22 protein-coding genes are annotated in these 24,255 nt (G+C 59.1%); 15 read left to right on the top strand and 7 right to left on the bottom strand.

The genetic code is table 11. The features are described 5' to 3' along the window. Window positions 1-765 (top strand): IS3 family transposase (locus CLV74_RS18645; RefSeq protein WP_146134981.1); only part of this gene is annotated, 765 nt, incomplete at its 5' end. Between the two features lie 95 nt (window positions 766-860). Beyond that, entirely contained in the window at window positions 861-1,391 is a 531-nt protein-coding gene (locus CLV74_RS18640) for a hypothetical protein (RefSeq protein ID WP_106267821.1), read from the top strand. A 161-nt stretch (window positions 1,392-1,552) separates the two neighbouring features. Here the strand turns inward: CLV74_RS18640 and CLV74_RS22605 are convergent, their stop codons facing one another. The 5 genes from CLV74_RS22605 to CLV74_RS18610 all read right to left on the bottom strand — a co-directional run bounded on the left by CLV74_RS22605 (window position 1,553) and on the right by CLV74_RS18610 (window position 6,309). After that, window positions 1,553-2,029 carry a hypothetical protein gene (locus tag CLV74_RS22605; RefSeq protein WP_146134980.1) on the bottom strand — a complete coding sequence of 159 codons (477 nt, stop codon included), beginning with the start codon at window positions 2,027-2,029 and terminating at the stop codon, window positions 1,553-1,555. Between the two features lie 371 nt (window positions 2,030-2,400). Next, entirely contained in the window at window positions 2,401-3,411 is a 1,011-nt protein-coding gene (locus tag CLV74_RS18625; protein WP_106267815.1) for a catechol 2,3-dioxygenase, read from the bottom strand. A gap of 30 nt (window positions 3,412-3,441) precedes the next feature. Further along, window positions 3,442-3,747: a 2-hydroxymuconate tautomerase gene (locus CLV74_RS18620; RefSeq protein ID WP_281260667.1), complete on the bottom strand. Its 306-nt coding sequence runs from the start codon at window positions 3,745-3,747 to the stop codon at window positions 3,442-3,444. Between the two features lie 147 nt (window positions 3,748-3,894). Next, the gene (locus CLV74_RS18615) at window positions 3,895-4,797 is read right to left on the bottom strand and encodes a LysR family transcriptional regulator (RefSeq protein ID WP_245888603.1); all 903 of its coding nucleotides are present in this window, start codon (window positions 4,795-4,797) and stop codon (window positions 3,895-3,897) included. Between the two features lie 51 nt (window positions 4,798-4,848). Next, window positions 4,849-6,309 carry a 2-hydroxymuconic semialdehyde dehydrogenase gene (locus CLV74_RS18610; protein WP_106267811.1) on the bottom strand — a complete coding sequence of 487 codons (1,461 nt, stop codon included), beginning with the start codon at window positions 6,307-6,309 and terminating at the stop codon, window positions 4,849-4,851. A gap of 215 nt (window positions 6,310-6,524) precedes the next feature. Between CLV74_RS18610 and CLV74_RS18605 the strand changes: the two genes are divergently transcribed. The 4 genes from CLV74_RS18605 to dmpG are packed head-to-tail and all read left to right on the top strand — an operon-like array spanning window position 6,525 to window position 10,116. After that, a complete protein-coding gene (locus CLV74_RS18605; RefSeq protein ID WP_106267809.1) occupies window positions 6,525-7,325 on the top strand; it encodes a fumarylacetoacetate hydrolase family protein in 801 nt (266 codons plus the stop codon). After that, entirely contained in the window at window positions 7,322-8,128 is an 807-nt protein-coding gene (gene dmpH / locus CLV74_RS18600; protein WP_106267807.1) for a 2-oxo-3-hexenedioate decarboxylase, read from the top strand. The genes CLV74_RS18605 and dmpH overlap by 4 nt, the downstream gene beginning before the upstream one ends. Before the next feature lie 24 nt (window positions 8,129-8,152). After that, window positions 8,153-9,070, top strand: coding sequence for an acetaldehyde dehydrogenase (acetylating) (locus CLV74_RS18595; protein ID WP_106267805.1), 918 nt, complete (start codon window positions 8,153-8,155; stop codon window positions 9,068-9,070). Next, a complete protein-coding gene (dmpG, locus tag CLV74_RS18590) occupies window positions 9,067-10,116 on the top strand; it encodes a 4-hydroxy-2-oxovalerate aldolase (protein WP_106267803.1) in 1,050 nt (349 codons plus the stop codon). The genes CLV74_RS18595 and dmpG overlap by 4 nt, the downstream gene beginning before the upstream one ends. 47 nt (window positions 10,117-10,163) lie before the next feature. On the opposite strand, the gene CLV74_RS18585 is transcribed toward dmpG, so the two are convergent. Next, entirely contained in the window at window positions 10,164-10,790 is a 627-nt protein-coding gene (locus CLV74_RS18585) for a sulfotransferase family 2 domain-containing protein (protein ID WP_106267801.1), read from the bottom strand. A 562-nt stretch (window positions 10,791-11,352) separates the two neighbouring features. Between CLV74_RS18585 and CLV74_RS18580 the strand changes: the two genes are divergently transcribed. The 6 genes from CLV74_RS18580 (at window position 11,353) to CLV74_RS18555 (ending at window position 19,281) form a co-directional block, all read left to right on the top strand. Beyond that, complete coding sequence (locus CLV74_RS18580; protein ID WP_281260666.1) at window positions 11,353-13,194, top strand: AMP-binding protein; 1,842 nt, start codon at window positions 11,353-11,355, stop codon at window positions 13,192-13,194. A gap of 54 nt (window positions 13,195-13,248) precedes the next feature. After that, window positions 13,249-14,403 carry an MBOAT family O-acyltransferase gene (locus CLV74_RS18575; RefSeq protein WP_106267797.1) on the top strand — a complete coding sequence of 385 codons (1,155 nt, stop codon included), beginning with the start codon at window positions 13,249-13,251 and terminating at the stop codon, window positions 14,401-14,403. 149 nt (window positions 14,404-14,552) lie between these two features. Beyond that, on the top strand, window positions 14,553-15,617 hold the full coding sequence (locus CLV74_RS18570; RefSeq protein WP_106267795.1) for an SGNH/GDSL hydrolase family protein: 1,065 nt from the start codon (window positions 14,553-14,555) through the stop codon (window positions 15,615-15,617). Continuing rightward, a complete protein-coding gene (locus tag CLV74_RS18565) occupies window positions 15,614-16,576 on the top strand; it encodes a Gfo/Idh/MocA family protein (protein ID WP_106267793.1) in 963 nt (320 codons plus the stop codon). The genes CLV74_RS18570 and CLV74_RS18565 overlap by 4 nt, the downstream gene beginning before the upstream one ends. Beyond that, window positions 16,569-18,344 carry a class I adenylate-forming enzyme family protein gene (locus tag CLV74_RS18560; RefSeq protein WP_170108102.1) on the top strand — a complete coding sequence of 592 codons (1,776 nt, stop codon included), beginning with the start codon at window positions 16,569-16,571 and terminating at the stop codon, window positions 18,342-18,344. Before CLV74_RS18565 ends, CLV74_RS18560 begins: the two co-directional genes overlap by 8 nt. Next, a complete protein-coding gene (locus tag CLV74_RS18555; protein ID WP_170108101.1) occupies window positions 18,337-19,281 on the top strand; it encodes a glycosyltransferase family 2 protein in 945 nt (314 codons plus the stop codon). The genes CLV74_RS18560 and CLV74_RS18555 overlap by 8 nt, the downstream gene beginning before the upstream one ends. Window positions 19,282-19,297: 16 nt before the next feature. Here CLV74_RS18555 and CLV74_RS18550 read toward each other — a convergent pair whose 3' ends face one another. Continuing rightward, entirely contained in the window at window positions 19,298-20,242 is a 945-nt protein-coding gene (locus CLV74_RS18550; protein WP_106267787.1) for a LysR family transcriptional regulator, read from the bottom strand. A 134-nt stretch (window positions 20,243-20,376) separates the two neighbouring features. Between CLV74_RS18550 and chvE the strand changes: the two genes are divergently transcribed. The 3 genes from chvE to mmsB all read left to right on the top strand — a co-directional run bounded on the left by chvE (window position 20,377) and on the right by mmsB (window position 24,252). Then, window positions 20,377-21,429: a multiple monosaccharide ABC transporter substrate-binding protein gene (gene chvE, locus CLV74_RS18545; RefSeq protein ID WP_106267784.1), complete on the top strand. Its 1,053-nt coding sequence runs from the start codon at window positions 20,377-20,379 to the stop codon at window positions 21,427-21,429. 83 nt (window positions 21,430-21,512) lie between these two features. After that, window positions 21,513-23,030, top strand: a complete 1,518-nt coding sequence (gene mmsA / locus CLV74_RS18540; RefSeq protein ID WP_106267781.1) for a multiple monosaccharide ABC transporter ATP-binding protein — start codon at window positions 21,513-21,515, stop codon at window positions 23,028-23,030. A 10-nt stretch (window positions 23,031-23,040) separates the two neighbouring features. After that, complete coding sequence (mmsB, locus tag CLV74_RS18535) at window positions 23,041-24,252, top strand: multiple monosaccharide ABC transporter permease (protein ID WP_106267779.1); 1,212 nt, start codon at window positions 23,041-23,043, stop codon at window positions 24,250-24,252. Window positions 24,253-24,255: the final 3 nt, after the last annotated feature.

Here is a 24,255-nt window from a genome sequence, read left to right as displayed (position 1 = left end):
GACGCATCCTTGTGCCTTAAGATCGAAGCAATCTGGGAGGAGAACCGCAAGCTCTTTGGCGCACGGAAGATCTGGCATGTTTTGCGGCGCGACAGCGAAGACGTCGCTCGCTGTACTGTCGAGAGGTTGATGAAAGTGTTGGGGGCCAGGGGTGTGGTCCGGGGGAAGAAAGTCGTCACGACCAATCCTGACAAATCCTGCGCTTGCCCGGATGACAAGGTCAACCGCCAGTTCTTCGCGGACTGTCCCAATCAGCTTTGGGTGTCGGACTTTACCTATGTGTCTACCTGGTCGGGCACTGTATACGTGGCCTTTGTCATCGACGTCTTTGCGCGGCAGATTGTTGGCTGGCGTGCATCCACTTCTATGAAGACCCAGTTCGTTATCGACGCACTCGAGCAAGCGATCTGGCAAAGAAAAACACCAGATAACAAAAGCTTGGTTCACCATTCGGACCGCGGCTCGCAATATCTGTCTATCAAGTCTACGGAGCGATTGGCGGATGCAGACATTGATTTGTCTGTCGGAAGCGTTGGTGATGCCTACGATAATGCACTCGCCGAATGCGTGATCGGTCTCTTCAAAACAGAAGTGATCAATCAGATCGGACCATGGAAATCGGTCCGTGACGTCGAATGGGAAACGCTCAAATGGGTCGAGTGGTATAACAGCCGCCGCTTGCTGGGACCCATCGGATACATTCCGCCCGCTGAAGCAGAGGAAGCATTCTATGCAAACCTGAAGTCACTCGATATGGTCGCCTAGTCGTTGAACAAAATACCCTCCGGCAAAGTCGGGGCGGTTCAGATATGGTTTGCGCGGCTTCGCTGGAGCTTGCTTCATTACAAGAGCCAAACAGATTGGCTTTGGTGCCAGAGGGCGTGCCGTCTTGGGGAAAGAATAGCGACCGATGGGAACGGGCCTACGCCCATTTCGGCCTTGAGGTACCAAGTGAACGGGTGCGTCTGACCCGCCGGCGCCGGATCGAATACTTGCCCTATTTCAACGCAGGGTTTGTGATGTTTCCCAATGCGCCACAGTCCGGGGGGAGCTTTGGGGCACAGTGGCTGGAAACAGCGCTGCATTTCGATCAACACTGTTCCATCGGCCAAAAGCGGCCGTGGCTTGACCAGATCACGCTACCACTGACGATCAAGCGATTTGGCTATGACTACCTAGTCGCAGACACAGCACTGAATTTCTCTATATCTGATCGCGCATTCGAACCGGACGCAAAGCCGGTTTTGATGCACTATCACCGTTGGCGGAACTTGCACGCTTGGCATCAAACCGAACAAGCGCTTTTGGCCCTTGATCAGATTGCAGGCCCTAATTTGGCGGCGCGGATGCGTCGTCATTATGCTGAATTCTACGAAATGGAAGCAGCGTGATTTGACGCGCATTCGCCGGCGATCCTTAAAATCAAAGGGTCCTCATATCGATCACAAATCGATAGCGGACATCTTTGGCAATCACGCGATCCCATGCCTGATCGATCTGATCGACCGAGATGAGCTCGACTTCGGGGGCAGTCTTGTTACGTGCACAATATTCAAGAAGAGCTCTTGTCTCTGGCACGCCGCCCACTTTCGAGCCCGCGACGCTGCGGCGCGCCATGATCAAGGGTCAGCCCCTGATCCCTTCGATCGGTTCTAATTGCCCGACATTCACGAAATATCTTTCCAGTTTCAGCATGGGTGTGAATTGGTCGATGGGAAAGCTGGTCGGCACGGTAGGTAAGAATGTCGGAATGGCAGATGCCCCCGTACACGATGTTGATCACAACATCATCCGGGCACATGGCCCGTTGCATGTATTCGACCCATTCCACAAGCGCTCCAGTTTCGCGCAGGTCAAATCCGCGGGTCGGGATCCGGGTGCTGACGGCAAAGGACGGGGGCGTGTTTTGGGCGTTGCCCGTCCTTGGTATCATCGCAATCCCTGTTGCGGCCGTGGCCGAGGTCAGCACATCGCTGCGGTTGAATTGATGGCGCGCAGGATCGGCGCCGTTCAGGCAGTGATCACACATCACTGTCTCCTGACGTGATTGTGGAAACCGGCATTCCCGTGGTTCGTTTGTTCTGGACCAAGCAGTCGACTCCAGCTGCGCCTCTGGTCTATGAGGCGGGGCTGGTTCAGTTGCTTAGCGGTTGGAAGAACGGCTAGATCGGTGATCGGCGTTTTATCTACGACACGGAAAGTTAACTGACACTGACGCTACCGACGCCGTTCACCTGCAGGCATGAGGCGGATGACGACTCGCCCCTGATCGGGTTCTTCATCTCTGCCTTGCGCGAAGACCTGACAGTGCCTGCATGTCGGTGGCGATGCCCAAGCGCCGCTGTTATCGGGCCTTCCCTCTAAACAAATCGGCCCGCCATTTGGGCGGGCCGCTTGGTCTTATTCTGCGGGTTCGACTTCTGCTTCGGCCTGCGCAGCTTCGGCGGCGGCCTCAACAATCGGGGTGCCGTAGACGAAGAAGTCCTGCGGCAGTTCGCCTCCGAACCAGACCCCGCCACCGTTAAAAAAGTTCTCTTCGGTCCAGGTCAGGGTTTTCCATTCGGGATCAAAGATCAGGTAGCCCGAGTCGCCGAACAGCTCGATCCGGTTGCCGCCGGGCTCATAGACATACATGAAGTACGCCTGCGAGACGCCGTGCTTGGCGGGGCCGGCTTCGATATGCACATCGTATTCCATCAGGACATCCGCCAGATCCAGCATCTGACCCTGATTGCCGTACCAGAAGGCCAGATGGTGCAGGCGGTTACCGGGGCCTGCCTGATCCTTGGTAAAGGCAACTTCATGCACCAAGGGGCTGACAGACAGCCAGCATGCCAGTTCATCCTGACCGCCAAAGACCACGTTCTCGCGCTTCAGAAAGCCCATGGTGTCCTGCATGAACTTTGCGTTCTTGGTCACGTCAGAGCACAAGAGGTTCAGGTGGTCGATCCGGCGGACCGGTACGCCGCGCAGGGGACGTTTCTGGGGGCGGGATAGCAGCTTGGATTTCTGGTCGGCACTGGGTTTAAAGTATTCCACGTCCCAGAACAGGTGCTGCGTGTGACCATCGGGGGTGGTGAACTCATAGGCGCGGCCATAGCCTTTGTGACCTTCAACCCATTTCCCCGGACGGCCCGAGGCCTCAATCGCAGCCACACGGCGTTCCAATGCCTGCGGGGACGCAGCACGCCAGCTCACCACACCTACACCAGCATGATCAGCGCGGGTCAGCTTGAGCGAGTGGTGATAGCGGTCCTCATAGGCGCGCAAATAGCACGATGTGCCGTCATCCTCGGTCGGGGTCATGCCCAGAACGTCGTGGAAGAACCAAAAGGATTCTTCGAATTTCGGCGTGAATAGTTCGACCATCGCCAGTTGGGCGACGTCGTGGATTTGTTCCTGAAAGCTCATGGTTTCCTCCCTAAAACCTGAACGGGGGTCTCAATTACTGGTGACTGACTCTGGCTGCGGGGCATGGCCGTTCGCTGCCGGATCGTGGTCCGCGTATTTGGGCTCGCCCGCGACGGCGAAATGACCTGATTGCAACTCTTGCAACAGAATGCGTACCGACTGGGGGCTAACGCCCAAAGTCTCGGCGGCGGCGCGGGTAACTTCGCGCATTAGTGCCTGCTTCTGGGCAGTCGTGCGGCCTTCCATCAGGTGAATCTGGATGACAGGCATCGGGGCTCCTCTGGGTGTGGTTTGCGCTGTTGGCCGGGTGTCCGGACCTGATTGCGCCTTCCGTATAAGGAGAGTGGCCCAAAGGGGGCGATGCTATCAAATACCATTTGAGGCCGGTTCCGATACCGATGTTGCATGGCATTGGGGGCGCGAAAACGGGTGCGCCCGCCAACTGCGCGGGGCAGGGCGGGTGGTTGGCGAAGTTACGCAATATCAAGTGGTTAACTCTCGGGCGACGGCCAGAAAATTCGCCAGAAACGGCGAGGTATCGCCCGCGCGATAGAGGCAAGAGATGTCCACCGAGGCCCCCGTAGGCAGGTTGGCAAGTGGAAGGCAAATAACCCCATCCATGCGCACACTGGTAATAGACTCTGGCACTAGGCAGACGCCGAAACCGGCAGCGACCAAGGCCATTGCGGTAAACCCGTCCCCAACCACCTGCGCCACGTTGGGGGCAAAGCCGACCTCATGGCACAGGCCCGTGACCTTTTCCACGAAGCCCTGTGCGCGGCTGGCCGGGAACAGGACCATGGGTTCGCCCCGCAATTCGCTCAGATCAACACTGTCGCGCCCCGACCATGGGCCCGGATCGGGAAGCACCGCGAAAAGCGGCTCTGTACACAGCTCTTCGGCCACAAGACCGGGGGTGGGCACCAGCATGCGGTTGAACCCCAAGTCGATGGATCGGTTATGTAGCCCCTCGATCTGACCCAGTTTGTCAGCCGCATGCATCACGATCTTCACATCGGGATAGCGGTGTTTGAATTCCAAAATGATGCGGGGGATCAGGCTAAGGATTGCAGTGCCGAAGATGGCAATGTCCAAGCGGCCAAGGTTCCCCTCGGCGGCGCGGTGCACGCGGTCGGCGGCTTGGTCCAGACGGGCGGCGATGTTGCGGGCCTCTTCCAGAAACAGGCTGCCCGCTTGGGTCAGTTCCACGCCGCGCGGGGTGCGGATAAACAATTGCGCGCCTAGGTTTTCCTCAAGGCTCTGAATTTGCCGCGTAATGGGGGGCTGGCTGATGTGCAGCCGCTCGGCGGCGCGGCCAAAGTGCAGTTCTTCGGCGACGGCGATGAAATAGCGTAACTGGCGAAGGTTCAGGTTTGCGGCACTCATGGCACTACACTGCGGTCAGGCGCGCCGCCTTGCAAGCGGCGCGCGGTCGCATCACAGCTTGATGCAGAGGTTGCTGCGCTCGGTGTAGAATTCCAGCGAATGCACGCCGCCTTCGCGCCCGATGCCCGAGGATTTCGAGCCCCCGAAGGACGTCCGCAAATCCCGCAGGAACCACGAGTTCACCCAGACCAGCCCCGCCTCGATCTGCCCGCCGACGCGGTGGGCGCGTGACAGGTTCTCGGTCAGGATGGTGGCTGACAGGCCATAGGTGGTGTCGTTGGCCATCGCGATCACCTCCTCTTCGGTATCGAATGGGGTGATGTGACAGCAAGGGCCAAAGATTTCCTCTTTCACGATGGCGCTGTCCTCGGGCAGGCCGGTCCAGATGGTGGGCTCTACAAAGAAGCCACCCTGACGCGCATCGTCGAATTCCGGCACACCGCCGCCGGTGACAACCGTCGCGCCCAATTCGCGGGCCTTGGCGTAATAGCTTAGAACCTTCTGGCGATGCTCGTCCGAGATCAGCGGGCCGATGGTCGCGCCAGGGGTCTCAGGCCCGCCTTGCTTTAAGCCTTCGGCCCCCGCTTTCAGCCGGCTGACATATTCGTCAAAGACGGGGCGCTGTACATAGACGCGCTCTGTCCCCAGACAGACCTGACCTGTATTCGCAAAGACCGAGCGCATGGTGACCTCGATCGCCTTGTCCATGTCTGCGTCGGCAAAAATGATCGCGGGGTTCTTGCCCCCCAGTTCGAACGACACGTCGCGCAGGCCCACGGCGGCTTGCTTCATGATCGCCTCACCGGTGCGGGTTTCGCCGGTAAAGGTGATTCCGTTCACTTTGGGGTGCTGGGTCAGCAACTCGCCCGCCGAGGCAGGGCCGAACCCGTGGATCACGTTGTAGACGCCCTTGGGGATGCCGACGCTGTTCATCACCTCACCCAGCAGGGTGGCGGTGGCAGGGCTTTCCTCGGACGGTTTGACGACCACGGTGTTGCCGCAGGCCAGCGCAGGGCCGACCTTCCACGTCATCAGCAGGAACGGCGCGTTCCAAGGCGAGATCACCCCAATCACCCCCTTGGGACGGTGCAGTTCAAGGTTCGCCGCGCCGGTGCCGTCGGGGGTGTCCATCTGGTAGAACTCGCCGCCCGTGTGTTTCAGCATTTCGGCAAAGATGCGGAAGTTGGCCGCGCCGCGGGGGATTTCCACCTTTTCGGCGAAATGACGGGTGTGGCCGGTGTCGGCGACCTCGGCCTCGATGAAATCGGGGGTGCGGGCCGCGATGGCGTTCGCCAGTTCCATCAGCAGATCACAGCGCACAGCCTTGGGCATTTTGCCCCATTCGCCTTTTAGCGCATTGGCGGCGGCGTTCACGGCCAGATCCACGTCTTCGGCCAGCGCCTCGTGCACGGTCGCGATCTTTTCCCCTGTCGAGGGCGAGAATTTGTCGAACATCCGACCCGAGCGCGCATCCACATAGGCGCCATCAATGAACAGCTGATGGGTTTTCATGAAATTCTTCCCTCCCGAAACCACTTAAGCGGGAATGTAGGGATGTGTCGCGATACGCTCCAATGCTTTTGATGGGGTGCGGCGATACGCTTTCGGTATCGGGTTGCGATGCAAAACCCGTATCAAAGGTGGCATTTCAAAGTATTGGAGCGTATCGCGCCGCCCCTCTAGCCTTGCACCAACGGGACCTTGCACGTTTTGCGAGTGGAGGAGCAATGCTGGACCAATCAAGAACCGATGCGCTTGGGGACGCGCTGTATGATGCGCTCACCTCGGGCAAACCCACCCCGAAAATCAGCGCATTAGAGCCGGACAGCGATATCGAGGACGCCTATCGCATCCAGTTGCGCATGCTTCAGCGCCGTCTGGACGCGGGCGACGCGGTGATCGGGAAAAAGATCGGCCTGACTAGCCGGGCCATTCAGGATGCTTTGGGCGTGTATCAGCCCGATTTCGGGCAGGTCACGCAGGCGATGCTGTTTCAGGATGGCGCGACCATTGATCTGGGCACCCTGATGCAGCCGCGTCTGGAGGGCGAGTTGGCCTTTCGCCTGAAGTCCGACCTGATGGGGCCGGGGGTGACGGTGACCGATGTGATCCGCGCCACCGACTACGTGACCCCGTGCTTTGAGATCGTCGATACCCGCTTTGACGACTGGCAGATCAAGATTCAGGACACCGTGGCGGACAATGCCTCTTGCGGGGTGTTCGTGTTGGGCAGTGCGCAGGCCGATCCCCGCGATCTGGACCTGAGCCTTGCGGGTATGGTGCTGGAAAAGAACGGCGAGGTGATCGCCACGGGGGCAGGGGCCGCGGTTCAGGGCTCGCCCGTGATGGCAGTGGCTTGGCTGGCCAATACCCTTGGCAAGCTGGGGATCGGGCTGAAAGCCGGTGAAATCATCCTGTCTGGCGCGCAGGCCCCGCTGATGACGGTGGCTGATGGCGATCATTTCACCTGCGAAATCGCCGGCGTCGGCAAATGCGAAATGCGTTTCAAAGGGAAGGCACAGGTATGAGCTTTGACACCCCGAAAGCCCTGAGTGACATCGCCATTCAGCGGCTGGCCGAGCGTGTGGAAACCGCGCAGCGCTATGCCACCCCGATCCACAAACTGACCGAGGATTACCCCGATCTGACCGTAGCCGAGGGCTACCGCGTTCAGACCGCCCTGCGCCGCAGCCTTGAAGGGCGCGGTCAGCGGGTGATCGGCTGGAAGGCCGGTCTGACCTCAAAGCCCAAGATGGCGCAGATGGGGGTCTCGACCCCTGCAATCGGGTTCTTGACCGACGCGATGGAGCGGCCTGCCAACAGCGCGATCAGCGTCAGTGATCTGATCCACCCGCGGGTCGAGGCCGAGATCGCCTTTGTCACCAAGACCGAACTGTCGGGCAAGGTCACTGCGGCGGACGTCATGGCCGCCACCGACTATGTCCAGCCCGCGCTGGAGGTAATCGACAGCCGCTTTTCCGGCTTCAAGTTCGATCTGGAAAGCGTGATTGCCGACAACAGCTCATCCGCCCGCTACGTGCCGGGGGGCCGGATGATCCGCCCCGATGCATTGGACCTGCGCACGGTGGGCGTGGTGATGGAACACAACGGCCAGATCGCGCAGATCGGCGCAGGGGCCGAGGTTCTGGGCCACCCCGCCGAGGCCATCGCCATGCTGGTCGGTGTGCTGGATGACATTGGCGAGACTCTGCCCGCTGGCAGCTTTGTCATGGCGGGGGCGATCACGGCGGCCATTCCCGTGAAGGCGGGCGACACCATCACCGCAAGATTTTACGAAATGGGCTCGATTACGGTGACCTTCACCGACTGATCGCCCGACAGGGAGGAAGACAACATGAACAAGATCAGATGTGCTCTGATAGGGTCGGGGAATATTGGCACCGACCTGATGTATAAACTGCTGCGTTCCGACGTGCTGGAACCCGTGTGGATGGTCGGCATCGACCCCGAGTCCGAAGGACTGAAGCGCGCAGCAGAGAAGGGGCTGAAGACCACCGCCGCCGGAGTGGACGGGTTGCTGCCGCACGTCGAGGCAGACGGTGTGCAGTTCGCCTTTGATGCGACCTCGGCCTATGTGCATGCGGAAAACAGCCGCAAGTTGAACGATCTGGGGGTGCTGATGGTGGACCTGACGCCAGCCGCGATTGGTCCGCTGTGTGTGCCGCCGGTGAACCTGAATGATCTGGTTGGCGACCGGCCGATGAACGTCAACATGATCTCTTGTGCAGGGCAGGCGACGATCCCGATGGTCGCTGCTGTTAGCTTGGTCCAGCCGGTGGATTACGCCGAAATCATCGCGTCCCTCTCCAGCAAATCCGTGGGGCCAGGGACGCGGGCGAATTTGGATGAATTCACCTACACCACCTCGAACGCGCTGGAAAAACTGGGCGGTGCGAAAAAGGGCAAGGCGCTGGCGATCATCAACCCCGCCGAACCGCCCCTGATCATGCGCAACACCGTCTATTGCGAGGTTGAAGGCGAACCGGATCAGGCCGCCATCACCGCCTCGGTCAAGGCGATGATCGCGCAGGTTCAGCGCTATGTCCCCGGCTACAAGCTGGTGAACGGTCCAGATTTTGACGGCAACCGCGTGGCGATCTTTCTTGAGGTTGCGGGGCTTGGGGACTTTTTGCCGACCTATGCGGGCAACCTTGATGTGATGACCGCCGCCGCCGCCCGAACCGCCGAGATGTTCGCGGAAAGGTTGCTGGACGGATCGCTGACCCTGCCGAAACTGGAGATGGCCCAATGACCAAAAGCCCGATGGACGGCATGACCGTCAAACTGCACGACATGTCCCTGCGCGACGGGATGCATGCAAAACGTGAACAAATCCCCTTAGAGATGATGATCCAGATCGCCAAGGGTCTGGATCAGGCGGGTGTCCCTTATCTCCAAGTGACCCATGGCGCGGGCCTTGGGGGCAATTCAATCCAGCATGGGCGAGCGCTGCATTCGAACGCCGAATATATCTCGGGCGTGGCAGAGGTGGTGCAGAACGCGGTGATTTCCGTGTTGCTGATCCCCGGCATGGGGACCATGGCCGAGTTGCAAGAGGCCTATGACTGTGGCGCGCGGTCGGTCCATGTGGCGACCCACTGCACCGAGGCTGATACTTCCCCCCAGCACATCGCCTTTGCCCGCGAGTTGGGCATGGATACCAGCGGCTTCCTGATGATGTCTCACCTGAACACCAGCCAAGGCTTGGTGCAGCAGGCGCTGCTGATGGAAAGCTACGGGGCGAATACGGTCTATGTGACGGATTCGGCGGGTGCAATGCTGACCCATGAGGTGCATGAGGCGATCAGTATGCTGCGCGATGCGCTAAATCCGGAGACCGAGATCGGCTTTCACGGGCATCATAACCTTGGTCTGGGGATTGCGAACTCGATCGCCGCCATCGGGGCTGGGGCATCGCGCATTGATGCCTCGCTTGCCGGTCTTGGGGCCGGTGCGGGCAATGCCCCGATTGAGGTTCTGACCGCCGTCTGTGACCGCATGGGGATCGCCACGGGCAGCGATACATTCGCCCTGATGGATCTGGCCGAAGATGTGGTTGTCCCCTTCATGGATCACGTCGTCCGCGCTGACCGAGAGGCACTGACCTTGGGCTATGCGGGGGTCTATTCGACCTTCTTGCTGCCCGCCAAACGTGCGGCGCAGCGGTTCGGCCTGCCTGCCCGCGATATTCTGGTGGAACTTGGCCGCAAAAAGATGATCGGCGGGCAAGAGGATATGATCCAAGACACCGCCATGACCATGGCGCGGGCCAGAGGGCTGATGCCTGAAAAGGCCTGAGGTCTAACCTGAATGCGAACCCCGCCATCCAAAGTGGCGGGGTTTTCCTATGCGGCTGCCTCGACCCGTGACCAGACCGTGATCTGACCCTTCACCAGCTGATCGTAGACGCGCAGGTCTTCGGCGTAGAAGGCCATGATCTTTTCCAGATCGGCGTCCGAGGGCACAGGCTTTGGCGCGCTGCTTTTCTTCTCCCAGATCGGCTGTGCGATTGGCCCGCTGCCTGAGTGCTGGTCGATGTAGCGCAGGACATTGTCCAACCCGTCCTCAAACCGGAAAATCTTGATCCCGTCACACAGGAACTCGACCTGCGGGCGCAGGTGGTTGTCCAGCGCATAGGGGTCATCGGCATAGACCGCCAAACTCTGTTCCAGCCACTCCGAGAACGGCAACGCCTCAAGAACATTGTCCACACGGTAGCGATATTCGCTGAGGATGCGTTCGACAGGATGGCGAAAGACGGTGAAGGTCTCGTCTACAAAGCCATCGGGAAACAAGGGTTCGTAAATTTCTGCGTGAACATGCTGGGGAACGGTTTTGCACCAGCCTTTCCGCCCCTTCAATTTGAACCCCATTTTTCCCTTTTGCTGCAGATAGGTCTCGACCGTGCTACCACCGCATTTTGGAATATGTACGAACAGCAGCATTTTATCGTTCATCAGGCATAGGGGCATTCAGTCGTCCTAACTGGCAAAATTCCGTGCGTGTGGTGGATCATATATCTTCGTGGTCGGGTTTGAAGCTATGGGAAACAATCCCTTGCGCTCTGCTCCTCGCATGCCAGTTTCATGGGCTGCATTGGCGCCAAGCTGATGCATCGACAGGCGTAGACGATCCCGATGGGGATTCTCTTTCGGCGTGTGCCTTTGGCATTTTTCTTGGTTAACAACTTCAAGTTGTGTACGATGTCGGTTGAGATTTCCGTCAGGGTCGCAACGACTGACCAACCTGCCAGTGAGCACAGAGCAAACGTTGGGCAAGTGGCGACAAAGATAACTGGCCTGTGTCTCAAAATGCGGCGACTGCATTGTATTTCTGCAGTGCAAAAATATCATTTTTTTCAGTTGGTTAGGCTGATCGCAAACTTTTAGAGTCTTGAAAAATAGGCCTAAGGCGTGAGTTTTATCACCTTTAGGTTGAAAAGATTTCTTGCTTGAACGCTTACACAACGATAGGTAGAAATCTATATTGGGTATTCTGTATGGGGCGGGGAATTTAACCCTGTCAGGGCATAACGTGTTGAATTTTATAGATTGTTTCGACAATGCTGCAAAAGGCTTTTCCGAAGCATCATTGTTTCTAAAAACTGAAAAATACAGCCTGAACCGTAAGACTTTTAATGAGACCTTACGGCGAATGTTTACTTTTTATGAACAATTGGGCCTGAAAACCGGTGATCGCATCGGTGTCCTTAGTCGTGAGCCTGCGGATGTAAGTGCGCTTGTGCTTTCTGCAATGCGTGCGGGCATTGGTGTCGTGGTCATCAACCCGGAAATGACTGATGGAGAGCTTGAGCGGGCGCAGAAAGCCTGTGGTCTGGCCCATCTTTTCCATGAGGTGGACCCGACAAATCCGCGTGTTCTGCCCGACGGGCTTGCAGTGACCCATTTTACCCCTTGGGGGGGGGAGGCATCCGGTGGCGGGCTGCTTGGACGGCTGCGGCGCAAACAATCCAGCGGGCAGGCCGAGACCCTGCAACAGATGCTGGCCGGTGTGGCTCCTAAAGATCCGCCCGCAGAGATCGCGCCCGATACGCTGGCGTTGATGCTGTATACATCGGGTACAACCAGCCAGCCCAAAGTGGTGCAGTTGACCCATGCCAATATCTCGGCGCAGTTCGATATCTTTGATCAGGTATATGACTATTCCCGCGATAGCCGCATCCTGAACCCGCTGCCGATGCATTTCACAGACGGGATGTGCCACGGCCCATTGATCACCTTCCTGAAGGGTGCGACCCTGTATCGTCCCCGCGAATTCGACATTACCCAGCTGGAAGACCTGCTGATCGAGGTCTATCGCGAGAAGATCACACACCTGATCGTCGTCCCCGCCATTCTGGCGCTGATGGACCGGATGGGCAGCGAATATCTGGATACCTTCAAGTCGCCTCATTTCCGCTACATCCGTAGCAGCGGCGATCGTCTGCCCACCGCCCTGTGGGAATCGATTGAGGCCCGTTACGGGACCCGCGTGGTCAATACCTACGGGATGTCGGAAACCGTCTGCGAAGCGACTTTCTCTGGCCCCTCGGACGAGCTCCGGAAGGTCGGGACCATCGGCAAGGCCGTGGGTGTGGAATGGAAGATCGTCGATGAAGAGGGCAACAGCCTGAGCACCGGCGAAACCGGCGAGCTGCTGTTAAAAGGCCCCTTGATCACCAAAGGCTATCGTGACCAGCCTGAACTGACCGCTGCGGCCATTCAGGACGGCTGGCTGCGCACAGGCGATCTGGCGACGGCGGATGCGGATGGCTTTGTCACCATCGCGGGTCGCCAGAAGGATCTGATCATTTCGGGCGGTGTGAACATCCAGCCGCAAGAGATCACCGATTGCCTGCTGGCGTGCGAAGGCATCGCTGATGCGATCGCCTTCGGTCTGCCCCATGGCGTCTGGGGTGAACAGGTGGCTGCTGCCATCGTGCTGGATGAAGATGTTCAGATGGATCAGGCAGCAGTCATCCAATACTGCGCCAAGCATCTGACCGCCCATAAACTGCCGCGCATTGTCAGCTTTGTGGATGCGTTGCCCCGCAACCCAGCGGGCAAGGTTCTGGTCAAGCAGTTGCGTTCGGAAAGCCATACGATGGACCTGTCTTCGGGCTCGGTTCAGGAATCCGCGATTGCCGATGCGGTCCTGTCCACTGCGGCGCAGACCTTTGGTGTGCCCGTGGATGAGCTGCACCTCAGCTCGGAGCCAGCGACGACTCGCGGTTGGGACAGCTTTGCGCATCTGACGCTGGTGACCGCGCTTGAAGCGAATTTCGACACCACGTTCTCGGCGCAGGAGATCCTACGGATCAGCAACCTGTCCGCGCTGGTGGACCTGTTGGCCGCCCGACGCAGTGTGCCCGCGTAGGAGCCGGACGAAGATGACTGAGCTAAGCCGGAAACGCCGGAGCGGCGTCAGGTTATGAGTTTCGTTTCACTGACCTGGGCGGCGTGCTTGTGGCTGACGATCGGGCTTTACTGGTTGGCACCAAGGGAATGGCGACCTTGGGTCCTGATGGGGCTGTCGCTTGGGTTTATGGCGGTGGTCGATCTGCTGTCGGCAGGTCTTCTGGTGGCGGCATGGGGGATGACGACAGTCGGTATCCGCGTGCCGCAACTGACTTTGCCGATGCTCGTGGGGATCGGCGGCGTGATGGTGACAGTGCTGGTGGGCTTCAAGCTTGAGGTGGCGCTGGACCCGCAGGATTTTCTGACGGACGTCGGGATTCCGCTGGGGCTCAGCTACTACACCTTCCGGTGCCTGCACGTGCTGATCGAGAAATTCAAAGGCACGCTTGGTCCGGCAACGGCCAGCGAGCTGGCAAGTTACCTGTTCTTCGTGCCGACCTTCGTGATCGGTCCGATCCACCGGTTCCGCCCCTTCATACGGGACCAGAAGCGACAGCGCTTCGATCTGGATGGGATCTTCACCGCGGCCGAACGGATCATTCTGGGCTACGTGAAAATCGTGGTTCTGAGCAACCTTTTAACCGAGCTGATGCTTGGACAGATCATTGGTGAAGTCGCCGCCGACGCGCCCGGTTTCGCCGCCTATCTGACCATCGTTCAGAACGGTTTGAACATTTATTTGCAGTTCTCGGGGCACAGCGATGTGGCCATCGGGTTTGCGGCTGCACTGGGGTTCAAGGTCATCGAGAACTTTGACCGTCCATATTTGCAGCCGAACATTTCGGCCTTCTGGCGCAGCTGGCATATCTCGCTGTCGCAGTGGTGCCGGGAATACATCTACGGCCCCGTTGTGGCCCGGACACGTAAGCCTGCGCTTGGTGCCTTGGTCACGATGGTGGTCATCGGTCTGTGGCACGAGGTCTCGGTCCGGTACATGCTGTGGGGCGCTTATCACGGCCTCGGCATTGTTGTCTGGCAACGCTTTCATGACGCCTTCCCGCCGAAGGAAAGCAGCAGCCAGAGCAACCTGCAAAAGCGTCTGTTGCACGGTGCAAGCGTGCTGCTGACGGTCCATTTCGTCTGGTTTGGGTTCATCGTCCTGACGACCCCGAATTTGAGCGACATTCCTAATGAATTTTTAACCGTGTTTGGTTTTGGAGGTCACTAATGTACGCAGTACTACATAGCCATGTTCCCGGCCCCAAAGGCCGTCTTCTAACCGCTTCGCTTTATGCTGTCATGCTGGGGGTCGTTTTCCTCTGTCTTGATTGCCCTGGCGCACCGTTCTCTTACGGCGCTCTGTAGAAAGGGTTAGACGTGGAGCGCAGGGAAGAAATTCGTTTCGGCCTTTGGGTCTTGTTGGTTCCTTTTGTGTTGTTGGTTGTGGGAGAGATTGGCGCGCATAAATTCTATAGTGCCAAGCGCCCGACGGGGTTTGATTGGGCCGCGTTAGAGATCGCAACCAGAGTCCCCGGAACAGATATTCCCTACCGGTTCCAACCCGGCGCTTCATATGAGCATCTGGCGTTCGATGATCTTGGGTTGCGCAGTCCTGGGCTGCGCACCCCCAAGCCTGACGAGACGATCCGGCTGGCCGTGGTTAGCAACAGCACGCTGTTCAACGCAGTGCTGCCGGAAGAGAAGACATTTATAGGGCTTTTGACGCAGGAACTTGCGCGGCGGCACCCAGAGTGCAGCTTTGACTACGCGAATTTTTCGGGGCCAGCCTATACGCTGGAGTTTCTGGCGCAGGAATGGCCCACGCTGAGGGATCAGGTCGATCCCGATGTGACCATCATTCTGGCAGGTTCGCCCTATGAGGCGATCCCTGATCCAGACGGGCGCCGATCAGGGAGTGGCGCTGCGGCAGCCGCTCCGCCCCATGTCTGGGAAGCCCCGCACTTGCGACGTTTCGTCGAGGCTGTCCTGCGTCGCCTTTCATTGGCGCGTGCCATAACCATGGCCCGTGAGGATACCAGCAGTTTCAAGCGCGAATTTACCCAGAATATCAGCGATATGCAGGGCGATCTTGCCTCGCTGGTGCCGGAAGGGCGCGCAATCCTGATTGGCGATCGGGCGCAGGTGCGGGATGCCGATAGTACGGCCTTGGCCGCTCTGACCCGAGAGCTGCGCTACAAACGCAATATCAAACGGCCCGAGAGCGCGCTTGAACTGACGGAAACAACGATTGGCGCCATGGCTGAAACCGCCCGGAGCAACGGCTGGAGCTTTGTGGATGCCATGGCGCAAATCCCCGCCGACCCCGAACATTTCCGCGACGCAGAGCATCTGACCGGCAAAGGCACGGCTGATCTGATGGAACTGGTTTTGCCCGAGGTCGAGGCAATTCTGCCCGAATGCAGGAGCACTGAAGGATCATGACATTACATCTTGGAATCGTCGGCATGGGCCATGTGGCCAAGCACCATGTGATCGGCATCGGCGCGGCAGAGGGGTTGTCCTTGGTTGGAACCGCCGATCCGGTCAAGCCGTCACAGGACGTCGGCGCGCGCTGTCCTCATTTCGCTAGCCTCACAGAGATGATCGAAGCCGTGCCTATGGACGTGGTGGTGATCGCCACGCCGCCCAGTACCCATCTGGCCTTGGCGCAAGAGGCGTTTGACGCCGGGGTGGATGTGCTGCTGGAAAAGCCTGCCACGCCTGAGCCCGAGGAATATCGCGCTCTGCTGCAGGCCGCGAAACGCTCGGGGCAGCGGTTGCAACTAGCCTTTCACGCCGCCTTCGGTCGCGAGATGGACTGGTTCAAAGAGGCGCGGGACGAGATTTACCGGACTTACGGCCAGCCCGTAGGGATCGAGTGTAACTTTTTCGATCCCTATGTCGTCGACGGGCAGTTGCTGCCTCAGGCGGTCGGGCTGCATGGCTCGTGGCGCGACAGCGGCATCAACGCACTGAGCGTTCTTGATCTGGTACTGGACTTGCAAACGGTCACCGTGGGCAAAGCGCAGTTGATGGGACACGCACAGGGGCAGGGGCTGGACACTTATTCCTCGGTCGATCTGGTCTGGCCGGGCGGGCGCGGGGTGATCAACACCAGTTGGCAGCGCGGTCAGAACCTCAAGACGACCAAGGTGCGCTTCGCAGAGGCCGAGTTGCTGCTGCATCACACCGATGAGGTTGCCGTGCTGACCCATCAGGGCATTGCGCGTCCCTTTGACCAGTCAAACGGGCAGCCCCGTCTGACCAATCACTACATCGGGCTTTTCGCCCAATTCGCGGCGCACCGCGATGATCCAATGTTCGACGAAGGGGCACGTATGCACGAGTTGCTGTTCCAAGCGAACGAGGTTGCATTCAACCGGGAGGAACACGTTGGCTAAGCTGTTTCTGGATAATGATCGCCTTGTCATCAGCGGCGATGGCTATCACGAATTTGCTGTCACCGAAGACGCGCTGGCTGCGATCCTTCTGGTGTCCCTGGGCTACGGGGTTGATGATCTGCCGCACAGGTTGGCCGACGCGGAAACCGCGTTGCAGACCTTGCGAGATGCAGATGTAAATCTGGCGCTGTCCCCTAATCCAACTGCGAAGGGCTTTCACTTTCTGCCCCATGTCACGCCGTCCCATCAGCGCATGCTGTCAGGCAGGCTGGCGCAGCGCGCAGCACAGCAGCCCGAGGCTCTGGCCCTTATTCTGGACATGGGGCCTGACACTGGCGCCTATGAGATCAGCGCTGAAGACCTACACGCCTTGGTCAGCGATGTGGCGGCCCGTTTTGCGGGCGAAGGCATTGTTGCGGGTGATCATATCGCGGTGTCCTCTAACCCGACACTTGAATCCATCGTGCTGCTGCATGCGGCATGGGAGGTAGGCATCTCGGCGGTGCTGGTGCGGGACTCTGCCTCGGACGCTCTGATGGAGGTTATCGACCAACACGTTGGCCCGAAACTTTGGTTCTTGCCTGAGGGGAAAAAGGTCCCCGCTGGTGGAAAGGTGGTACGTCTAACTGGCGCGGCCTCTGGCGGGTTTGACGATTGGCTGGACGCGGGCCCGATGGGCGAGCCCGTTTGCAAAGTCACCCCCGAGACCGAGGCCGTCGTGGTGCCGTCCTCAGGTTCAACGGGCGAGCCAAAGCTTTTGGCCCTCAGCCATCGCGGTCTGTTTCACAGCACCCATCTGGCCCTGTCGTCAGCGCCTGAACCTGTGGATGGGGGGGCGCATCGGCATTCATCCTCGACCGATCTGACGGCGATTGCGGGTCTGCGCAGTCTGGCGGCTTTGCCGTTGGTTAGTCACCATGCGGCGGTTATCTTGGTGGACGGCATTCGCGAAAGCAGCCTTGGTATCCTAGAAGCCTTTGGCCGTCTGAAAGTCACCCACGCGCAGGTGATCCCCGGCAGTCTTCGCGCGGCGATCGAGATGGGCGACAGCCGTCTCGGGGCGCTGCACCTGAAAAACCTTGTGCTTGTGGCCAGCGGCACCGGCGTTTTGCATGGGGCCATTCGCGATGAAACCGCGCGGATTTTCGGCTGTGTGCTGCGGGACAACTACGGCATGAACGAATGCACCGGCGCCTTTGCGTGGAATGACGAGGCCACCGTCAGCACTGCAGGTGCGCCTTCGTTCAACACCTTGGTGCGGATTGTGCGCACCGACGGCACCCCATGCGAAATTGGCGAGACCGGCCACGTGCGCATCTTCTCTGAAGGGTTGTTCAGCGGGCAATATACTTCGGCCGGTTATATCGAACGGCATCGGGGGTGGTTCACAGCGGGTGATCTTGGGGTCCGTCAGCGGGATGGCAGCTTTGCCATCGTAGGCCGCAGTCACGACCTGATTAAATCCCAAGAGGGCGAGTTTATCTCGCCGATCGCGATTGAAAGCGCCGCGCTGCGCGTGGCCTCGGTGCAGGATGCGGTGGTGGTTAAACTGCCTGCAAGCCAACGGGGCGAGCGGTTCGCCTTGGCGGTTGAGGCCGCGCAGAACGACAACAATTGGCTGACGATGGCCCTGTCGCAAGCGATCAATGCTTCGGTCGGGCCGTTTGCGGTGCCGGACAAGATCTCGGTTCTGGCCAGTTTGCCCCGTGCGGCGAATGGCAAACCAGACCGTGCCCGCCTTGCCTCGATGCTGGCCGAAAATGGATAGCGCGCCCTATCTTAGCCGCCCGCCAAGGCCTGTCGTTTCGGTTGTGATGCCGGTATACAACGGAGCCGATACGGTATGCGAGGCGGCGCAGAGCATCCTTGATGACGGCTTTGGCGACATTGAATTGCTGGTGGTCAACGACGGCTCTAGCGATGACAGCGCAGACCGTCTGCGCCGGATGCGCGATCCTCGGCTAAAGCTGATTGACCTGCCGCAAAACGTGGGACTGCCAAAAGCCCTGAATGCGGGGCTAGAGGCGGCGCAGGGCCGCTATGTTGCGCGGATGGATGCGGATGATATCAGCATGCCTGGCCGTTTTGCCGCGCAGCTTTACGCTTTCCGCAATGAACCCCGGTTGGTGCTGTGCGGAACGAACGTGCGCATCTTGCAGGATGGCGGACAGGCGGATGAACGGATGCACGACTGTCCCAGCGATCCCGAGGATGTGCGGCAGGAATTGTGGTTCCGTACCCCCATGCTGCACCCGACGATCATGATCGACCGATCCCGTATCCCAGAACACGCGATCTATTATCTGGATACCTTGCGGGTCCGTCAGGATCAGGAACTGTTTCTACGCTTGCTGGAATTCGGAGAGGCGCGGAACCTGTCCGAAACCTATGTGATCTATCGCCGCCACGAAGGGGCGGTGACCATTTCTAAGGCCGATCTGCAACGGGCCTGCCGGAAAGAGGTGATTGGCAAGGCGCTGACCCAGCGCGGGATCATCTATACCCGAGACGAGCTTGAGGCCCATAGCACCCTATGCCCCTTGCTGCCCGGAGAGGTGCCCAAATACGATCTGTCGCCGGACCAGATCGCCGCTTGGTCGGACCGCCTGTATGACCACCGCCGCCGGCTTGGCGTGCGGGACGATACACGCTGGCAGGCGCGATTGGATGCGTTGATGGGTCGCTGCGTGGCTGGCAGTGCCTGACCCGATGCCCTCCGCCCTAAAAGGCGTGCGGGCCGAGCTGCCGGATGTTCTGCCTGACCGCCTCTAGCAGACGTTCGGCAGCTTGCGTGATCCTTCGGTCGCGGTTGCGCACTATCATATAGGGCTCAACGGTTATGGGGCGGTTCAACCGCAACATCCCGAAAGAGGCCGAGACCGGCGCATCCAACAGCAAGTTGACCACCTCTTGCGAGATGGGCGCAATCGCATCGCTTCGGCTCAGCAGCGCGATAATCAGCAGCAATGAAGACGTGGTGATCACGTCATCGGGCGTACTCAGACTTTCGTCCGCAAAGGCGGTCTCAATCGCGCTGCGGATCGGTGCGCCCCGTTCCTGTAAGACCCACGGCAGATGGTGCAGGGCGCTGATGGGCATGGGGTCTTTGCTCAGCATTGGATGGCCGGTGCGGACCAGAAGGCGGACGATCTCATCCCGCGCAGGCTCGACGATGTAATCGCGGCTGTCCACGGTTGCGGGCAGGCGGCATAGGGCAAAGTCTAGATCACCGGCCTCTAACCTGCGGGACAGGATCACCGAGGGCGCTACCTCGACCGAGATGTCGATGTTCGGCGTCTCTTCCTTGATGCGCTGGATTGCGGGAACCAATTGGCCAAGGGCAGGGCCGGTCACTGCTCCCACACGCACAGCCCCGGCCTGACCGCCGCGCAGGGCCTCGAACTCGGAACTTAGCAGATAGAGGTCATGGCTCAGACGCGCTGCGTGGCGGGCAACCAGTTCACCGGCGGCTGTAGGCTCCATCCCCTTGGGGGTGCGCAGGAACAGCGGTGTCTCTAGCGTTTTTTCCAGTTCCGCCAAAATGCGCGAGGCCGCAGGCTGCGACATGTGACAGGCGGTTGCCGCCGTTTGCAATTGGCCATGTTGGTGGATTGCGGCAATCAGGCGGGCTTGGGCAGGGCGCAGGTTTCGTAGAGAGGCTGGCATAACGTTTCTGGTATGTTGATTGCAATATTCAGAATTTGTTTGTTATATGAAACCTTTTTAAAACCTATCGCAAGGCCCGCGCGAACGGGCCTGTCAGAGGTGGTGTGGAGGCCGCCTCTCAAGGGAGGAACAACATGAAACTTTTTAAATTCGCGGGTGCGCTCGCGATCTCTGTTATTGCATTCTCAGCAGCGGCAGATGCGGCAACTGTTGGCATCTCGATGCCCACCAAATCTTCGTCGCGCTGGATTTCGGACGGTAACTCGATGGTCGAGCAGTTTGGCGCTGCGGGCTATGAAACCGACCTGCAATACGCAGAGGATGACATCCCCAACCAGCTGGCCCAGATCGAGAACATGATCACCAAGGGCGTGGATGTTCTGGTTATTGCAGCGATTGACGGCACCACCCTGTCGAACGCACTGGGCAACGCTGCCGCGTCGGGCATCAAGGTGATTGCCTACGACCGTCTGATCCGTGACAGCGGCGACGTGGACTATTATGCGACCTTCGATAACTTCAAGGTTGGCGTGCAGCAGGCGACCAGCGTGGTTGACGGCCTGAAAGAGCGTTTCGGCGATGGCCCCTATAACGTGGAACTCTTTGGCGGCTCGCCCGACGATAACAACGCCTACTTCTTCTACAACGGCGCCATGAGCGTCCTTCAGCCCTTGATCGACGCAGGTACCGTTGTGGTCCAGTCGGGCCAGATGGGCATGGACAAGGTTGGCACCCTGCGTTGGGACGGTGCGGTGGCTCAGGCCCGTATGGATAACATCCTGTCCGCCAACTACACCGACAAAGAAGTCCACGGCGTTCTGTCGCCCTATGACGGTCTGTCGATCGGTATTCTGTCCTCGCTCAAGGGCGTTGGCTATGGCTCGGGCGATCTGAAGATGCCGATCGTGTCGGGTCAGGACGCCGAGATCCCCTCGGTCAAGTCGATCCTCGCAGGCGAGCAGTATTCGACCGTCTTCAAGGATACCCGCACGCTGGCAGGCGTCACCGTGAAGATGGTGGACGCGATGCTGCAGGGCAATGAGCCCGAGATCAACGACACCAGCACCTATGACAACGGCGTGAAAGTCGTGCCGTCCTACCTGCTGGAACCCGTTCCCGTTGACGTCAGCAACTGGGAAGAGATCCTGATCGGCTCGGGCTACTACACCGCAGACCAGATCAAGTAAGCGTTGCTCCCAGACGGGTCGCCTGTTGTCTTATGGGCGGGCGGCCCGTTTTTTCAAAGACTTATCAAGACGGGGTATAGCCCATGTCCATCCTTCTGGAGATGAAGGACATCACCAAAGAATTCCCCGGCGTGAAGGCTTTGGATCAGGTGAACCTTAAGGTGCGCGAAGGGGAAATCCACGCGATCTGCGGTGAGAACGGCGCCGGTAAATCCACGCTTATGAAGGTTCTGTCCGGCGTCTATCCGGTGGGTACCTATGATGGGGAAATCCATTACGGCGGCGCTCTGGCCCAGTTCCGGAACCTGCGCGACAGCGAAGATCAGGGCATCGTGATTATCCATCAGGAACTGGCCCTGATCCCTGAACTCTCCATCGCCGAGAATCTGTTCATCGGTAACGAACGCCAGTCCGGCGGCGTGATGAACTGGCACGAGACCTTTCGCCGGACCGAAGAGTTACTGCGCAAAGTCGGCCTGACCGAAGCGCCGGGTACCATCGTGGACCGTATTGGCGTCGGCAAACAGCAGTTGGTCGAGATCGCAAAGGCCTTGGCCAAAGACGTGCGCCTTTTGATTTTGGACGAGCCGACCGCCGCGCTGCAAGAGAACGACAGCCGCAAGCTTCTGGACCTGATGCTAGAGCTTAAGGCGCAGGGTGTGACCTGCATCATCATCAGTCATAAGTTGAACGAAGTCCGCTATGTGGCTGATACTGTTACCGTTATTCGCGATGGTATGGCTGTCTCTACGTTGGATGCTAAAGCAGGTTTCGAAGAAGACGACATCGTCCGTGATATGGTCGGACGCGACATGTCCCATCGCTATCCGGAACGAACACGCTTTGCTGGCGATCTGCTGCTAGAGGTCGAGGACTGGAACGTCTGGCACCCCGAACACACCGAACGGCAGGTCATCCGCGATATCAGCTTCAACGTCCGCGCCGGTGAGGTTGTTGGCATTGCGGGCCTCATGGGCTCTGGCCGTACCGAACTGGCGATGTCGATCTTTGGCCGTAGCTGGGGACGCAATATCTCGGGCAAGGCGCGGCTGAAGGGCAGCGCTGTGGACCTTGGCAGCGTCGACCGCGCAATCAAGGCGGGGCTGGCCTATGTGACCGAGGACCGCAAATCACTGGGTCTGGTGCTGGATGAGAGCATCAAGTTCAACACCACGCTGGCCAAGCTGGAAGGCGTCAGCACGCGGGGCGTTCTGGATGAGAACGCCGAAACCGAAGTCGCCGAGCGTTACCGCAAGGCCCTTGGGACACGCACCCCGTCGGTGTTCCAGAAGGTCGGGAACCTTTCAGGCGGCAACCAGCAGAAGGTTGTGCTTGGGAAATGGCTGTTCACCGGCCCCGAGGTTCTGATCCTTGACGAGCCGACCCGCGGCATCGACGTGGGCGCCAAGTACGAGATTTATTCGATCATCAACGACCTTTCGGCCCAAGGCAAAGGGGTGGTGATGATCAGCTCGGAAATGCCCGAGCTTCTGGGGATGTGTGACCGCATCTATGTCATGAACGAAGGGGCCTTCGTTGGCGAAATGCCAGCGTCAGAGGCATCGCAAGAGCGCATCATGTCGCTCATCGTCACAGAGTAAGAGGACGAAAATGACCAGCGAATCCAAAGGATTGAAGGCCTATCTTTCAGCGCATATGCGCGATTACGGTCTGCTGTTTGCCCTGATCGCCATCATGGCGTTCTTCCAGATTGTGACCGAGGGCACTTTGATGCGCCCCGTCAACATCACCAACCTGTTCCTGCAAAACAGCTACATCATCATCATGGCCTTGGGCATGTTGATCGTGATTGTCGCAGGTCACATCGACCTCTCGGTGGGTTCGGTCATGGGGTTCATTGGCGCTTTGGCGGCGGTGATGATTGTGAACTACGACATCCCCGTCGCGGTTACGATCCCCGTCTGCCTTGTGCTTGGTGGTCTGATCGGGGCGGCGCAGGGTTATTGGGTGGCCTTCTGGCGCATCCCCAGCTTCATCGCCACGCTGGCAGGGATGCTGGTGTTCCGCGGTGCCTCGCTCTGGCTGCTAGAGGGGCAATCGGTTGGCCCGTTCCCCCAAAGCTTTCAGGTTCTGTCCACCGGTTTTGTTGCGGATATCTTCCCGCAAGCCATGACTAGCCCCATCGCTGAGGCTGTCGGTGCGCGGAACTTCAACCTGTTGGCACTTAGCGTGGGCGCTGTGGCTTCGATGGTCATCATCTGGCTGGGTCTGCGGGGCCGCGCCCGTGCCAAAGCCTACGGGATCGAAGGCGAGCCTTCTGCCTTCTTCTGGGGCCGCAACGTGATCGTGCTGGGGGCTTTGATGTTCCTGACGTTCAAGCTCTCGACTTTCCGCGGTCTGCCGAACGTTCTGGTGACCATGGGCATTCTGATCGTGATCTATGCCTTTATCACCCAGAACACAGTGATCGGTCGCCGCGTCTATGCCCTTGGCGGCAATGAAAAGGCGGCGAAATTGTCGGGGATCAAGACCGAACGGCTGACCTTCTTTGCCTTTGTGAACATGGGCGTTCTGGCGGCGCTGGCGGGCCTGATCTTTGCGGCACGTCTGAACACCGCAACCCCCAAGGCCGGTTTCGGGATGGAACTGGACGTGATCGCGGCGGTCTTTATCGGCGGCGCGTCGATGTCCGGTGGCTCGGGCAAGATCGTCGGGGCTGTGGTCGGTGCCTTCATCATGGGCGTGATGAACAACGGTATGTCCATCGTCGGGATCGGCATCGACTATCAGCAAATGATCAAGGGTCTGGTGCTGTTGGCGGCTGTGATCTTTGACGTATACAACAAGCAAAAGCAGGGCTGATCT

The organism is Donghicola tyrosinivorans (assembly GCF_003003355.1).
Lineage (GTDB): Bacteria > Pseudomonadota > Alphaproteobacteria > Rhodobacterales > Rhodobacteraceae > Donghicola > Donghicola tyrosinivorans.
The sequence above is the reverse complement of the archived record's forward strand: the minus strand, read 5'-3'. Positions and strand labels throughout refer to the sequence as shown.

Bases quoted from the DNA above. Each gene is read 5' to 3' on its own strand.
- CLV74_RS18605 (WP_106267809.1), top strand. From the start codon at position 6,525: ATGCTGGACCAATCAAGAACCGATGCGCTTGGGGACGCGCTGTATGAT.
- mmsB (WP_106267779.1), top strand. From the start codon at position 23,041: ATGACCAGCGAATCCAAAGGATTGAAGGCCTATCTTTCAGCGCATATG.
- CLV74_RS18575 (WP_106267797.1), top strand. From the start codon at position 13,249: ATGAGTTTCGTTTCACTGACCTGGGCGGCGTGCTTGTGGCTGACGATC.
- mmsA (WP_106267781.1), top strand. From the start codon at position 21,513: ATGTCCATCCTTCTGGAGATGAAGGACATCACCAAAGAATTCCCCGGC.
- CLV74_RS18565 (WP_106267793.1), top strand. From the start codon at position 15,614: ATGACATTACATCTTGGAATCGTCGGCATGGGCCATGTGGCCAAGCAC.
- dmpG (WP_106267803.1), top strand. From the start codon at position 9,067: ATGACCAAAAGCCCGATGGACGGCATGACCGTCAAACTGCACGACATG.
- chvE (WP_106267784.1), top strand. From the start codon at position 20,377: ATGAAACTTTTTAAATTCGCGGGTGCGCTCGCGATCTCTGTTATTGCA.
- CLV74_RS18610 (WP_106267811.1), bottom strand. From the start codon at position 6,309: ATGAAAACCCATCAGCTGTTCATTGATGGCGCCTATGTGGATGCGCGC.
- CLV74_RS22605 (WP_146134980.1), bottom strand. From the start codon at position 2,029: ATGTGTGATCACTGCCTGAACGGCGCCGATCCTGCGCGCCATCAATTC.
- CLV74_RS18595 (WP_106267805.1), top strand. From the start codon at position 8,153: ATGAACAAGATCAGATGTGCTCTGATAGGGTCGGGGAATATTGGCACC.
- dmpH (WP_106267807.1), top strand. From the start codon at position 7,322: ATGAGCTTTGACACCCCGAAAGCCCTGAGTGACATCGCCATTCAGCGG.
- CLV74_RS18615 (WP_245888603.1), bottom strand. From the start codon at position 4,797: ATGAGTGCCGCAAACCTGAACCTTCGCCAGTTACGCTATTTCATCGCC.
- CLV74_RS18555 (WP_170108101.1), top strand. From the start codon at position 18,337: ATGGATAGCGCGCCCTATCTTAGCCGCCCGCCAAGGCCTGTCGTTTCG.
- CLV74_RS18550 (WP_106267787.1), bottom strand. From the start codon at position 20,242: ATGCCAGCCTCTCTACGAAACCTGCGCCCTGCCCAAGCCCGCCTGATT.
- CLV74_RS18585 (WP_106267801.1), bottom strand. From the start codon at position 10,790: ATGCCCCTATGCCTGATGAACGATAAAATGCTGCTGTTCGTACATATT.
- CLV74_RS18625 (WP_106267815.1), bottom strand. From the start codon at position 3,411: ATGAGCTTTCAGGAACAAATCCACGACGTCGCCCAACTGGCGATGGTC.